We start from the raw sequence: 13672 nt of genomic DNA, 5'->3' as shown, positions 1-13672 counted from the left end.
GCGTCGACGGCAGTCGCTTCTTCCTTGGTTGGCGCCTCCGGCAATACCAGATCGACCACCGGCAGGCCGCACGACGGCAGCCCCAGCGGCGCTTGGGCGGCCGGCGCCGACTGCAGGGCGAAGTGCAGCATCGGCACCAGCAGGGCGTAAAAGGCGCTGCCGCCGGCGCGCACGCTGCCGGTCAGCAGCTCTGGCCAGGCCAGCAGCAGGCCGCCGGCAAGAACCATGAAGGCGGGCAGTGCCACCTGCAGCAGACCGCTCCAGGCGGCGCGCTCTTGAACCTGTTCTTCGCGGTGGCGATCGGCGGCGCTGCCGCCGCGACGTTCCAGCAGCAGCCAGCGCGGCCATCCGGTCCATAGCACTACCAGAACGATGCCCGCCATTCCCCCCAGCGCCAGCGCACCGCCCAGCGAGGGGGCGGCGTCAAGCTGCCACAGCGGCCAGGCCAGCAGCGCGCCCGCGAGCAGGAAACCCCCGCCCCACAGCAGCGTCAGCCGACCGGCATCGGCCCACAGGTTGGCGTGGCTGCGGCTGCGGCGCAGCAGGGCGACACCCAGCGCAGCCGGAATCTGCGCCATCCAGACCAGCACCGCGGCCGCACGCGGATCCAGCCAGCCGGCGCCGGCCAGAACCAGCGCCAGCAGCAGCAGTCCGACCGCGAGGGCGGGCGAGCGCTCAGCCATCGGTGCCCCAGTCGGACGTCATCGGATCGTCCACGGTCGGCGGGAACTGGATGTGGAAGCCGCGTCCGGACAGGTTGGCGCGCACCACCTCGGGGTCTTCGCTGGCCAGCTTGCGGTTCGGCACCAGATCGACTTCCAGCACGAACCGCAGCGCACCCATCTGGCTGCGCAGCGGCTCGGGCAACCGGGTGAAACCGTCGCGCTCGGCCAGGTACACGTAGGTGTCGGGCTTGCGCAGGCTTTTGTAGACGTAGGCCAGCATCGCGATCCGGGGGAAGGGCCGCTTCGAAAGTTCGCAGACCGGAATTGTGCGGGAAAGCGCGCGCCGTGGATACCGCCGGGGCGGGCCGCGAGGGACCCAGGCGTGCGCCACCCCTACGCGTCCCTCCGGTTCCTCACCAGCGAATCCACCACCGACGGATCGGCCAGCGTGGTGGTATCGCCCAGCTTTTCCGGCTCGTTCTCGGCGATCTTGCGCAGGATGCGGCGCATGATCTTGCCGCTGCGGGTCTTGGGCAGGCCCGGCGCCCACTGCAGGAAATCGGGCGTGGCGATCGGGCCGATTTCCTTGCGCACCCAGGCGATCAGCTCCTTGCGCAGATCGTCGCTTTCCGTTTCCCCGGCCTTGAGGGTGACGTAGGCGTAGATGCCCTGGCCCTTGAGGTCGTGCGGGAAGCCGACCACCGCGGCCTCCGCCACCTTCGGGTGGAGCACCAGCGCGCTTTCCACCTCGGCGGTGCCGATCCGGTGACCGGAGACGTTGATGACGTCATCCACCCGACCGGTGATCCAGTAAAAGCCGTCGGCATCGCGGCGGCAGCCGTCGCCGCTGAAGTACATGCCGGGGTAGGTCTTGAAGTAGGTGTCGATGAAGCGCTGGTGGTCGCCGTAGACGGTGCGCATTTGTCCGGGCCAGGAGTCGAGCATGACCAGGTTGCCCTCGGCCTCGCCTTCGAGCAGGCGGCCTTCGGTGTTGACCAGCCCAGGACGCACGCCCGGCAGCGGGCGCGTGGCCGAGCCGGGCTTGAGGTCGCTGGCGCCGGGGATCGGGCTGATCAGAGTCCCGCCGGTTTCGGTCTGCCACCAGGTATCGACCACCGGGCAGCGGCCGTCGCCCACCACGTCGTGGTACCAGCGCCAGGCCTCGGGGTTGATCGGCTCGCCGACGCTGCCGAGCACGCGCAGGCTCGTGCGCGAGGTCGCCTTCACCGGGCCGTCGCCCTCGCGCATCAGCGCACGGATCGCGGTCGGCGCGGTGTAGAAGATGCTGACCCGGTGCTTGTCGACCACCTGCCAGAAGCGCGAGAAATCCGGGTAGTTGGGAACGCCTTCGAACAATACCTCGGTGCCGCCATTGGCCAACGGGCCGTAGACGATGTAGCTGTGGCCGGTCACCCAGCCGATGTCGGCGGTGCACCAGTAGACGTCGTCGTCCTTGAGGTCGAAGCTCAGCGCGTGGGTGTAGGCGCACCACAGCAGGTAGCCGCCGGTGGTGTGCAGCACGCCTTTGGGTTTGCCGGTGCTGCCGGAGGTGTAGAGGATGAACAGCGGATCCTCGGCGTTCATGCGCTCGGGCTCGCAGGTGTCCGGCTGGCCGTCGACCACGGCGTCGTACCAGCGGTCGCGCGGCATCTGCATGTCCACCGCGCCGCCGGTGTGGCGCACCACCAGCACCGTTTCGACGCTTTGCGTACCGGGCAACTTGAGCGCGGCATCGACGTTGGCCTTCAGCGCGATGCGCTTGCCACCGCGCAGGCCCTCGTCGGCGGTGATGATGAGCTTGCTGCCGCAGTCGCCCACGCGGTCGGCGATGGAGTTGGGCGCAAATCCACCGAACACCACCATGTGGATCGCGCCAATGCGGGCGCAGGCCAGCAGCGCAACCACCGCCTCCGGGATCATCGGCAGGTAGATGGTGACGCGGTCGCCCTTGCCGACGCCGAGATTGCGCAGCGCATTGGCGAGCCGGCAGACGCGGGCGTGCAGCTGGCGGTAGGTGATCGACTCCGCCGGCAGCGCCGGGTCGTCGTGCTCGAAGATCAGCGCGACGCGGTCACCGCGCTCGGCCAGGTGGCGGTCGAGGCAGTTGACGCTGGCGTTGAGTTCGCCGTCGGCGAACCAGCGGATGTGGAAGTCCTCCGGCGCGTAGCTGACGTCCTTGATCCGGGTCGGGAAGCGGTACCAGTCCAGGCGTTTGGCCTGGCGGGTCCAGAATGCGGTCGGATCCTGCATCGATTCGGCATATTCGCGCTGGTAGCCGGCGCGATCGAGGTTGGCCGCGGCCGCCGCTTCCGGAGTGACGGGATAAAAGTCCTTGTCCATCGAAACCCTCCGCTGCGCTGCTGGATGCGTCGCAGTGTGCCGCAGCCAGGGCAACGATGGGGTTAAGATCGCGTCACGCCGACGCCCAACCATCGGCACTGGCGCCGTTTCCCGCGCGATTCATCCTGCCCCCACCGCCCTTGGACATGGAACCGCCCATGAAGAATCCCATCCGCCGGCCCGCCCCGCTCGCGCTGGCCCTGCTGTGCGCCGTCGCCAGCGTCACCCTCGTCGCCTGCAAGCCTTCGGCCAACGCGCCGGCCTCGGCGCAGACCGCCCCCGCGGCGCCGACCGCCGGCATCGACCTGTCCGGCATGGACAAGGGCGTCAAGCCCGGCGACGACTTCTACGCGTTCGCCAACGGCCGCTGGCAGGAAGCCACCCAGATCCCCGCCGACCGCGCCAGCACCGGCGTGTTCTACACCGTGTTCGAGCGCGCCGAAAAGCGCCTGTCCGACCTCGTGCAGGGCCTGCAGCGCGAGAACCCGGCCGCCGGCAGCAACGAACGCAAGATCGTCGATTACTACGCCGCCTTCATGGACGAGGCCGCCATCGAGGCGAACGGGTTGACGCCGCTCAAGCCCAGCCTCGACGCCATCGACGGCATCAACGACCTCTCGGGCCTGTCGCGCTATCTCGGCTCCACGCTGCGCGCCGACGTCGATCCGATCAACGCGACCAATTTCTATACCGAAAACCTGCTGGGCCTGTTCGTGGCCGCCGGCCTCGACGATCACTCGCAGAACTTCGGCTATCTGCTGCAGGGCGGGCTGGGCATGCCCGACCGCGAGTACTACCTGTCCAACGATGCGGCGATGGTCGCCAATCGCGACGCCTACAAGGCCTACATCCTGGCGCTGCTCAAGCAGGCCGGCACGCCCGACGCGGAGGCCAAGGCCAAGAGCATCTTCGATCTGGAAATGCGCATCGCGCAGGCGCAGGCCCCGATCGTCGACACCCAGGACATCCACAAGGCCAACAATCCGTGGCCGGTCGCCGACTTCGCGCAGCACGCGCCCGGGATCGACTGGAACGCCTATTTCACGGCGGCCGGACTCGCGGACCAGAAGACCCTGATCGCCTGGCAGCCGGAGGCGATCCGCAAGCTCTCGCTGCTGGTCGCCAGCCAGCCGCTGGCGGCGTGGAAGGATTACCTGCGCTTCCACGCGCTCAACCACTACGCCTCGCTGCTGCCCAAGCCCTATGCCGACCTGAACTTCGGTTTTTACGGCACCCAACTGGCCGGCACCACCGCCCAGCGCGATCGCTGGAAGCGTGCGCTGGCGGCCACCAACCGCGACCTCGGCGACGCGGTCGGCCAGCTCTATGTCCGGCAGTATTTCCCGGCCAGTTCCAAGGCGGAAGTCGAGAAAATGGTGTCGAACATCCTCGCCGCCTTCCGCGAAGGCGTGGATGGCTTGACCTGGATGTCGCCGGAAACGAAGAAGACCGCCAAGGAAAAAGCCGAAACCATGCGCGTGGGCGTGGGCTATCCGGACGCGTGGCGCGACTATGCGACGCTCGAAATCAAGCCGGACGACGCGCTGGGCAACGCGCTGCGCGCCGAGGAGTTCGAGTACCGCCACCAGCGCGCCAAGCTGGGCAAGGCGCCCGACGCCGGCGAGTGGTGGATGACCCCGCAGACGGTCAATGCGGTCAACTTGCCCCTGCAGAACGCGATGAACTTCCCGGCCGCCATCCTTGAAGCGCCGTTCTTCGATCCCAAGGCCGACGCGGCCGCCAACTACGGCGCGATCGGCGCGATCATCGGCCACGAGATCAGCCACGGCTTCGACAACCTCGGCGCCGAGTTCGACGCCCAGGGCCGCCTGCACAACTGGTGGACGCCGGAAGACGCCGCCCACTTCAAGGCGGCCGCCGACCGGCTGGCCGCGCAGTACGACGCCTACGAGCCGCTGCCGGGCCTGCACATCAACGGCAAGCAGACCTTGGGCGAGAACATCGCCGATGTCTCCGGCCTGCAGGCGGCGCTGGCCGCCTACCACAAGTCGCTGGACGGCAAGCCGGCGCCGGTGATCGACGGCCTGACGGGGGACGAGCGCTTCTTCATCGCCTTCGCTCAGGCCTGGCGCACCAAGACCCGCGAGGCCGCGCTGCGCGCGCAGGTGGTCGGCAACGAGCACGCCCCCGGCCAGTGGCGCGCGCTGACGGTGCGCAACCTCGACGCCTGGTATGCCGCGTTCAACGTGCAGGACGGGCAGAAGCTGTATCTCAAGGCCGAGGACCGGGTGAAGATCTGGTAAGGCATCGCCTTCCCGCGCGCAGCAGGACGCCGGCCGCTGGCCGGTGTCCTCGTTCTCGCGCGGGACGTTCCCGACCTGACCGGATTTCGTGGTGGCCGACGTTTGCTCGGCAAGCGGGTGCCGCGCATCCAGCATGAGCATTCGCAACGCCCCGACACGCAGGATGGTCGAGCATGTCCACACCCGCCGCGCCCGCACCCGCCGGCCCCACCCCGCCGCGCCAGCGGCTGCCCTGGATCGATGCCCTGCGCGGCTTCGCATTGCTGGGCATCCTGCTGATGAACGTGGAGCTGTTCAATCGCGCTTACGCCTCCCTGTCCGTGGGCCTCGATCCGGCAAGCACCGGAATCGACCGCGGCGCGGATCTGCTGATCTACCTGCTCGTGCGCACCAAATTCTGGATCCTGTTCTCGCTGCTGTTCGGCATGGGCTTCGCGATGATGCTGGAGCGCGCGCCGGTGGCAGGCCGCGGCTTTGTCCGCACCTACCTGCGCCGCACCTTGCTGCTGTTGCTGTTCGGCGTGATCCACGGAATCCTGATCTGGGAGGGCGATATCCTCACCGGCTACGCCTTCACGGCGCTGTTCCTGCTGTTGGCGCTGCTGGGCAGGCTGCGCGATGGCCTGCTGGCCGCAGCCGCGCTGGTGCTGCTGGCGCTGCTGTTCCGGAATCCCGGAGTGCTTTCCTACCTGGCGCTGTTGCTGATGGCCGGGCTGTCCGGGCTCTATATCCGCGGCGATCTGCGCTTCCGTCGCCTGGGCCGCGAATGGCTGCTGACGCCGAGCCTGCTGGCTGCGCTGGGCTTGCTGCTCCCGATCGGGGTTTCGATCGTTGCGCTTGCCACCGGGAGTCCCTCCGAGATCTCCGATTTCGTCTTCGTCATCGTGCTCGGGTTCGAGTTCCTCTTGCTGGCGTGGATGGCATGGAAGCGGCGTGAACCCGCGGAGCGCAGGCCACTGCAGTTCGGCGTCGCCTGGTTTTCGATTTTCATGATCGCCGCCGCGCTGGCGGGTGCGGTGAAGCTGCATTCCTCCGCGCCACCCACCGCGCAGGAGCAGCAACGAGCCGAGCAACGAGACCGGGACGTGCAGGAGAACAGCGCTCGGCAGATCCGGGTGCTGACGTCAGGGAGCTATGCGGAAGCGGTGGCGCTGCGTGCCGAGAGCTGGATCGAGGATGCCGCCCATGCAGGCTGGACGACCTCCTACTTCGCAGTGTTCCTGATCGGCATGTGGCTGGTGGGCTCCGGTATCGCGATGCAACCGGAGCGCCATCTGGCGGAGCTGCGGTGGCTGTGCGGCATCGGGTTGACGCTGGGGCTGCTGGTCACGTTGGGCAGTGCGTCTGTCCTGCCGCTGACCCGGGTTGCCGAGGCCGACGATGAGGCTTTCCGCCTCCAAAACCTGCTTCATCAGCTGGGCGCGCTTCCGCTGGCGCTGGGGTATCTGTCGCTGGTGCTGTTGGCTTGGCAAAGCGCGGCCGGCAAGGCCTGCCTGTCGTGGCTGGCACCGGTCGGCCGCATGGCCCTGACCAATTACCTGCTGCAGTCGATCGTGTGCAGCCTGTTTTTCTACGGCTACGGATTGGGCCATTGGGGCATGCCGCGGGCCCAGCAGGCGGTGTTCTGTTTCGCGCTGTTCGGCGCGCAGGTCATCCTCAGCGCCGCATGGCTGCGGTATTTCCGCTTCGGCCCGATGGAATGGGTCTGGCGCAGGTTGACCTACGGCCGGGCTTGACCGCCACCTGCCGCTGCGAAAAAACCGCGACGGGTCAGGAGACGGCTACTGCGGTGGGGCGGCCAGTTCCTTCACGCTCAGGCTGCCGTCGTGGTTCAGGTCCTGCCTGCGGAAGCGTTCGGTCAGCTGCGCACGGTGCGCTTCGCGGGTGATCGGCTGGCCCCTGCCGCCCGGCAGCTCGTCGGCGGTCAGCACGCCGTCGCCGTTGCGGTCCATGCGCGCGAAGGCATAGCCCATCCAATCGAGGTATTCGGCAAGGGATACCTTGCCGTCGCCGTCCTTGTCCATCCGCGCAAGGTAGTCGTCGGTGCGTCGTACCTGCGCCGCCGCCAGCGTCGGCAGCAGGACCAGCAAGCAGAGCGACATTCCCGGGAGCGTTTTCATCTGCCGATCATAGAGCGGAAGCAACCCCGCATGCGGCATCATGCGCCATGCCCGAACTGCCTGAAGTCGAGACCACCCGTCGCGGACTTGCGCCTCACGTCGAAGGCCGGTCGGTAGCGCGCATCCTGCTGCGACGTCCGGATCTGCGTTGGCCGATCCCTCCCGAGGTGGCAATGCGGCTGCCGGGCCAGCGCATCGAAACGGTGCGCCGACGCGCCAAATATCTGCTGCTGGATACGCAGGCCGGCAGCGCGCTGCTGCACCTGGGCATGTCCGGCAGCCTGCGGGTATTGCCGGCGGACGCACCCGTGCGCGCCCATGACCACGTGGACATCGTCCTCGATGACGGCCACGCATTGCGCTTCCATGACTCGCGCCGGTTCGGCTGCCTGCTGTGGCAGGCAGCGGGTGCCTGCCACCCGCTGCTGGCCGGGCTGGGCCCGGAGCCGCTGTCGGAGGCGTTCGACGGCGACTACCTGTTCCAGCGCAGCCGCGGCCGCAAGGTGCCGGTGAAGAGCTTCCTGATGGACCAGGCGGTGGTGGTGGGCGTGGGCAACATCTACGCCGCCGAGGCGCTGTTCCTGGCCGGCATCGCGCCGCTGCGGCCAGCCGGGCAGGTGTCGCGCGCGCGCTACGCGGCGCTGGCGGAAGCGGCGCAGTCGATCCTTGCCCATGCCATCGAACGCGGCGGCACCACCCTGCGCGATTTCATCCATCCGGACGGCGCACCCGGATATTTCGCGCAGGAACTGTCCGTCTATGGCCGCGCCGGCCGGCCCTGCCCGCGCTGCGGCCGACCGCTCAAGTCGGCCCGCATCGGCCAGCGCGCAACGGTCTGGTGTCCGCGCTGCCAGCACTGACAGCGGGCGACCCCGTGCCGCTTTCGCTATAGTGCCCAATCCACAGGCCATTCCGATCCAGAATGTCTGCTTCCGGCGAGATCACCGTTCTGCTCGATGCCGCGCGCGACGGCGACCGCGAGGCGATGGATCGCGTGCTCGCTACGCTCTATCAGGAGCTGCACGGCATGGCGCGCCGCCAGCTGGCGGGCCAGCAGCAGGGGCACACGCTGGACGCCACGGCGCTGGTGCACGAGGCCTACCTGAAGCTGATCGGCCGCGATCCTGGCTCGGTCCAGTTCGACGACCGTTCGCACTTCTTCGCCTATGCGGCGTCGGCGATGCGCTCGGTGATCGTCGATTACGCGCGCCAGCGGCTGGCGCAAAAGCGTGGCGGCGACCTGCATCGGGTGACGGATCTGCCCGACGACATCGAGGGCGGCTTCAGCCTCGACGAGGACATGCTCGGCCTCGACCGGGCGCTGGAGCAGCTGACTTCGGTCGATCCGCGCCTGACCAAGGTGGTGGAACTGCGTTATTTCGCCGGCCTCTCGGAGCTGGAAATCGCGGCCCTGCTGGAACGCTCCGAGCGCAGCGTCCGCCGCGACTGGCAAAAGGCGCGCATGTACCTGCTTGCCTCGCTGCGGGAGGCGCCGGCGGCCTGAGCGCCGCCGAGCCGGGCGGCATGGACAGCCAACGCTGGCAGCGCCTTTCCCCGCTGCTCGATGCCCTGCTCGAGCTGGAACCCGATGCGCGCGCCGAGCATCTGGCGACCCTGCGCGCGCAGGACGCGGGCCTGGCCGACGAGCTCGAACACCTCCTGAAGCTCGACGCCGAGGCGCCGGAGTTTCTCGACACCCCGGCGCTGTCGCTGCCGAACGGTCCGATCCCCGGTGCGCGGATCGGGCCCTACCGGATGGAGCGGCTGCTCGGCGAAGGCGGCATGGGGCAGGTGTGGCTGGCCGAACGCGCCGATGGCCTGTACGAACGCAAGGTTGCGCTCAAGCTGCTGCGGCCGGGTCTGGCCGATCCGCGCCTGCACCAGCGCTTCATCCGCGAGCGCGAAATCCTCGCCCGCTTCGAGCACCCCAACATCGCGCGCCTGCTCGATGCCGGCACCGGTCCGGACGGCCAGCCCTACCTTGCGCTGGAATACGTCGAAGGCGAGCCGCTGGTCAGCTACTGCCAGTCGCGCCAACTCGACATTCCCGCACGGCTGGCGCTGTTCCGCGACGTGTGCGAGGCGGTCAGCCACGCGCACGCCAACCTGATCGTCCATCGCGACCTCAAGCCGTCCAACATCCTCGTCACCCCGGCCGGGCATGTGCGCCTGCTGGATTTCGGCATCGCCAAGCTGCTCGACGCCGAGCCGGTGCCGGTCGAGCAGACCCGCACCGGTGTGCGCACCTTCACCCTGCACTACGCCGCGCCCGAGCAGATTCGCGGCGAGCCGGTGACGACCATGACCGACGTGTATTCGCTCGGGGTGGTGCTGTACGAATTGCTGACCGGCTGCAAGCCCTACCAGCTCAAGCGCGAGACCGACGCCGAGTGGGAAGAGGCCATCATCGAAGGCGAGCCGCAGCGGCCGTCGCTGGCCGCCTCCCGCGCGAGCGCAGAACGGGTGCGTCCGTACTCGCCATCGCGCCTGTCCAAGCTGCTGTCCGGCGACCTCGACAACATCGTCCTCAAGGCGTTGTCCAAGGCACCCGCGCAGCGCTATCCCTCGGTCGAGGCGCTCGCGCAGGACATCGGCTGCCATTTGCGGGGGCGGCCGGTGCAGGCGCGCGGCGAGAGCGTCGGCTACCGCCTGCGCAAATACCTCTACCGCCACCGCTGGGGCCTGGCGACCGCCAGCACCATCCTCGTCGTCCTGGTGGCGGCGCTCGGGCTGGTGACCTGGCAGGCGCAGCGGGCGCTGCGCGAAGCCGGCCGCGCCCAGGCGATGCAGCACTTCGTCACCGAACTGTTCGAGGACGCCGGCAGCTCGGCGAACACGCCGATCGACGTGCGCAGCCTGCTCGACATGGGCATCCTGCGCGGCGAACGCAGCCTGGCGCGGCAACCGCAGGCGCGCGCCGAACTCTACGGCGTTGTGGCGCGGCTGCGCCTCGGGCTGGGCGACTACCGCGAGGCCGGCGATCTGCTGGAGCGGCAGGCGAAGCTGCTGGCCGTGCTGCCGGACGCGCCGGCGAGCCTGCGGCTGGAAGCGGCGACCCTGCGCGGCAACGTGCACCAGGAGCTGGGCGAGCCCGTGCTGTGCACGAACGAGATGCAGCCGCTGGAAACCGCCGCCCGCCGCGAGGAACTGCAGCTGGCGCTGGTGGTCGCCACGTTCTATTCCCAGCTCGGCCGCTGCCGCCGCGACCTGGGCGAGGCGGATGCCGCCAAGCGCCTGTACGCCCGCGCGCTGGAACTTCGGCGCAAGGAAAACGACGTGGGCGGCGTCGCCGAGACCCAGCTGGACCTGGCGACACTGCAGTCCGATGCCGGACAGCCCGAGGCCGCCATCCGCACGCTCACCGCCGCGCTCGACCAGCTCCGCCAGCGCGCCGGCGACCACCATCCGATGGCGATCGACATGCGCCGCTCGCTGTGCGTGCTGGAACGCGCGACCGACGCCTTCGACGCCGCGCTGCGCGACTGCCGCGCCTCGCTGGCACTGGCGCAGGAACTGCACGGACGCAACCATCGCACCACCATCGACGCCAACCGCCAGCTGGCGGCGCTGTACGTGGACCTGGGGCGGTTCAACGAGGCCGAGACCATCTTCCTCGACACCACCGCCTGGATGCGCGCGCGTCTCGATCCCAACCACCCCGACATGGCCCGCGCCTACAACAACCTCGCCATCGTCGCCTGGGAGCGCGGCGACGGCGAGCGCGCGCTGCGCTTCGAGCGGCAGGCGGTCGCGGCCTGGCGCAAATCCGGCAACCCGGGGCAGATCGCCAATGGCCAGTACAACCTCGCGATGATCCTGCACTCCGACGGGCGTGAACGCGAGGCGCTGGACGCGGTGCTCGAAGCCATCCAGCTGCGGGCGCGCCAGTTCGGCGTCGACAACGGACTGGTGGGCGACGGCGAACGCCTGCGCGGGGAAATCCTCGCCGCGCTGGGCCAGCGCGAAGCGGCACGCGCGGCGCTGGAGCAGGCCGTGCGCGTGACGCAGCGGGGCTATCGCAAGGGCCATTCCCACACGCGCCGCGCCGAGATCGCGTTGGCGCGGCTGCGGGCGCAGGATGGCGACGGCGCCGCGATCGCGCAGCTCACCGCCCAGAGTCAGCGCAGCGAAGGCGACATCGAACAGCACAAGGCGGCGTGGCTGGCGGGTGCCTATGCGGCCGAAGCCCAGTGCCGCAGCGATGGCGACGTCGCCCGCGCCCAGCTGGATACGGTGCTCTCGCAGATGCAGCTGGCCCTGCCCGAAGGCGGCGCGGTGCCGCGCGAAATCCGGCGCATTCGCGAGGCCTGCGTCGGCGTAACCCAGGCGTTGGCTGCGAAAGCGGGACAGTCAAAGCGGTAGCGGCGCCTGCAACGGTTCGATCGTGCCTTCGCCGCGCATCACTTTCTTGAACTCGGCGCGCGAAACCGAGATGTAGCGCTCATTGCCGCCGATCTCCACCTGCGGCCCGTCGCGCACCGCGCGACCGTTGTCGTCCACCCGCATGTTCATGGTGGCCTTCTTGCCGCTGTGGCAGATGGTCTTGATTTCGACGAGTTCATCGGCCCAGGCCAGCAGGTACTGGCTGCCCTCGAACAGCTCGCCGCGGAAGTCGGTGCGCAGGCCGTAGCACAGCACCGGAATCTTCAGCGCATCGACCACTTCCGACAGCTGCCACACCTGCGGCTTGGTCAGGAACTGCGCTTCGTCCACCAGCACGCAGTGCAGGGGTCCGCCGGCGGCGATGTCGGCCTCGACGATCCGTTGCAGATCCGCGTCGCTTTCGAACGCGACGCCCGGAGATCGCAGGCCGATGCGCGAGGCCACCGTCCCGCTGCCGGCGCGGTCGTCGAGCCGGGGCGTCAGGATCGCCACCCGCATCCCGCGCTCGCGGTAGTTGTACGCGCTCTGCAGCAAGGTCGTGGTCTTGCCGGCGTTCATCGCCGAGAAATAGAAATACAGTTTGGCCATGCATGGATTCTAACGGCGCGCAAGGCTGGCAAGTGCGCGCCCATGCTTCGACAATGACGGCGTGTCCTTCGACCCCCTCCACGGCCTGAATCCGCCCCAGCGTGCCGCGGCCCTGCACGACGACGGTCCGCTGCTGGTGCTGGCCGGCGCCGGCAGCGGCAAGACCCGCGTCATCGTCGAGAAGATCGCGCATCTGGTGCGATCCGGGCGCTATCCGGCCAAACGCATCGCCGCGATCACCTTCACCAACAAGTCCGCGCGCGAGATGCGCGAGCGCGTGGCGCGGCGCGTCAAGGGCGAGGCGGCGCAGGCGCTCACCGTCTGCACCTTCCACGCGCTGGGCCTGAAGATCGCGCAGATCGATCATGCCAAGCTCGGCCTGCGGCGCGGGTTTTCCATTTTCGATGCCGACGATTCCAGCGCCCAGGTCAAGGACCTGCTGCCGCCGGGCAGCAAACCGGACGCCATCGAGGCGATGAAGCAGCTGATCTCCCGCGCCAAGAATGCCGGGCTGTCCCCCGAGCAGGCCCTTGCGGCGGCGCGCAGCACCCGCGAACGCGAAGCGGCGGCGCTGTATGCGCGTTATCAGCAAAGGCTTTCCGCTTTCAATGCGGTGGATTTCGACGATCTGATCCGGCTGCCGCTGCAATTGCTTGAAACCGACGCCGAGGCGCGGACGGCGTGGCGCGAACGCATCGGCTATCTGCTGGTGGACGAGTGCCAGGACAGCAACGACGCCCAGTACCGCCTGCTCAAGGCGCTGGCGGGCGAAGCGGGCCAGTTCACCTGCGTCGGCGACGACGACCAGAGCATCTACGCCTGGCGCGGCGCCAATCCCGACAATCTGCTGGCGCTGGGCAGCGATTACCCGACCCTGAAGATCATCAAGCTGGAGCAGAACTACCGCTGCCCCAGCCGCGTGTTGCGGGCGGCCAATGCCTTGATCGCGCACAACCCGCACGAACACCCGAAGTCGCTGTGGAGCCACGCCGGCGACGGCGAGCGCATCCGCGTCTGGGAATGCCGCGATGCCGCCCACGAGGCCGACAAGGTCGCCGCCGAAATCCAGTTCATCGCCCGCAAGCACGAGGCGCCGTGGAGCGAGTTCTGCATCCTGTTCCGCGGCAATCACCAAAGCCGCGCGCTGGAGAAGGCGCTGCAGCTGTTGCGCATTCCCTACCACCTCTCGGGCGGCACCGCTTTCCTCGATCGCGGCGAGGTGAAAGACGCGCTGGCCTGGCTGCGCCTGCTGGCCAACCCGGACGATGACGCCGCCTTCCTGCGCGCGGTGCAATCGCCCAATCGCGGCGTC

The 13672-nt window shown here is 68.8% G+C and carries 10 protein-coding genes and 1 pseudogene; 6 read left to right on the top strand and 5 right to left on the bottom strand.

What is annotated here, in order from left to right; all coding sequences use genetic code 11:
• The 3 genes and pseudogenes from Q0X16_RS05395 to acs all read right to left on the bottom strand — a co-directional run.
• Positions 1-683: pseudogene (locus Q0X16_RS05395) on the bottom strand (hypothetical protein); the annotation flags it as partial.
• Positions 676-945, bottom strand: coding sequence for a YcgL domain-containing protein (locus tag Q0X16_RS05390; RefSeq protein ID WP_297831607.1), 270 nt, complete (start codon positions 943-945; stop codon positions 676-678). The gene Q0X16_RS05390 and the pseudogene Q0X16_RS05395, both read right to left, overlap by 8 nt.
• Positions 946-1058: 113 nt before the next feature.
• Positions 1059-3005 carry an acetate--CoA ligase gene (acs, locus tag Q0X16_RS05385; protein ID WP_297831604.1) on the bottom strand — a complete coding sequence of 649 codons (1947 nt, stop codon included), beginning with the start codon at positions 3003-3005 and terminating at the stop codon, positions 1059-1061.
• 158 nt (positions 3006-3163) lie between these two features.
• Between acs and Q0X16_RS05380 the strand changes: the two genes are divergently transcribed.
• Entirely contained in the window at positions 3164-5269 is a 2106-nt protein-coding gene (locus tag Q0X16_RS05380) for a M13 family metallopeptidase (RefSeq protein ID WP_297831601.1), read from the top strand.
• A 173-nt stretch (positions 5270-5442) separates the two neighbouring features.
• Complete coding sequence (locus tag Q0X16_RS05375) at positions 5443-7005, top strand: DUF418 domain-containing protein (RefSeq protein ID WP_297831598.1); 1563 nt, start codon at positions 5443-5445, stop codon at positions 7003-7005.
• 45 nt (positions 7006-7050) lie between these two features.
• Here the strand turns inward: Q0X16_RS05375 and Q0X16_RS05370 are convergent, their stop codons facing one another.
• Positions 7051-7389, bottom strand: a complete 339-nt coding sequence (locus Q0X16_RS05370) for an EF-hand domain-containing protein (RefSeq protein ID WP_297831595.1) — start codon at positions 7387-7389, stop codon at positions 7051-7053.
• Positions 7390-7436: 47 nt separating this feature from the next.
• Between Q0X16_RS05370 and mutM the strand changes: the two genes are divergently transcribed.
• From mutM to Q0X16_RS05355, 3 genes are all read left to right on the top strand, one after another.
• Positions 7437-8249 carry a bifunctional DNA-formamidopyrimidine glycosylase/DNA-(apurinic or apyrimidinic site) lyase gene (gene mutM / locus Q0X16_RS05365; RefSeq protein ID WP_297831592.1) on the top strand — a complete coding sequence of 271 codons (813 nt, stop codon included), beginning with the start codon at positions 7437-7439 and terminating at the stop codon, positions 8247-8249.
• A 62-nt stretch (positions 8250-8311) separates the two neighbouring features.
• Positions 8312-8893 carry an ECF-type sigma factor gene (locus tag Q0X16_RS05360; protein WP_297831590.1) on the top strand — a complete coding sequence of 194 codons (582 nt, stop codon included), beginning with the start codon at positions 8312-8314 and terminating at the stop codon, positions 8891-8893.
• A gap of 20 nt (positions 8894-8913) precedes the next feature.
• Positions 8914-11751 (top strand): serine/threonine-protein kinase, encoded by a 2838-nt coding sequence (locus Q0X16_RS05355; protein WP_297831587.1) that lies wholly within the window; start codon positions 8914-8916, stop codon positions 11749-11751.
• On the opposite strand, the gene Q0X16_RS05350 is transcribed toward Q0X16_RS05355, so the two are convergent.
• Positions 11740-12360: a thymidine kinase gene (locus Q0X16_RS05350; protein WP_297831584.1), complete on the bottom strand. Its 621-nt coding sequence runs from the start codon at positions 12358-12360 to the stop codon at positions 11740-11742. The two genes, Q0X16_RS05355 and Q0X16_RS05350, sit on opposite strands and share 12 nt — an antisense overlap.
• A gap of 61 nt (positions 12361-12421) precedes the next feature.
• On the opposite strand from Q0X16_RS05350, the gene Q0X16_RS05345 reads away from it, so the two are divergent.
• The coding region (locus Q0X16_RS05345; RefSeq protein WP_297831581.1) for a UvrD-helicase domain-containing protein at positions 12422-13672 on the top strand (1251 nt) is incomplete at its 3' end.

The sequence above is a fragment of the Thermomonas sp. genome, assembly GCF_025993755.1.
Classification (GTDB): Bacteria; Pseudomonadota; Gammaproteobacteria; order Xanthomonadales; family Xanthomonadaceae; genus Thermomonas.
Note: the sequence above shows the minus strand (reverse complement) of the source record. Positions and strands in the feature narration are given on the sequence as shown.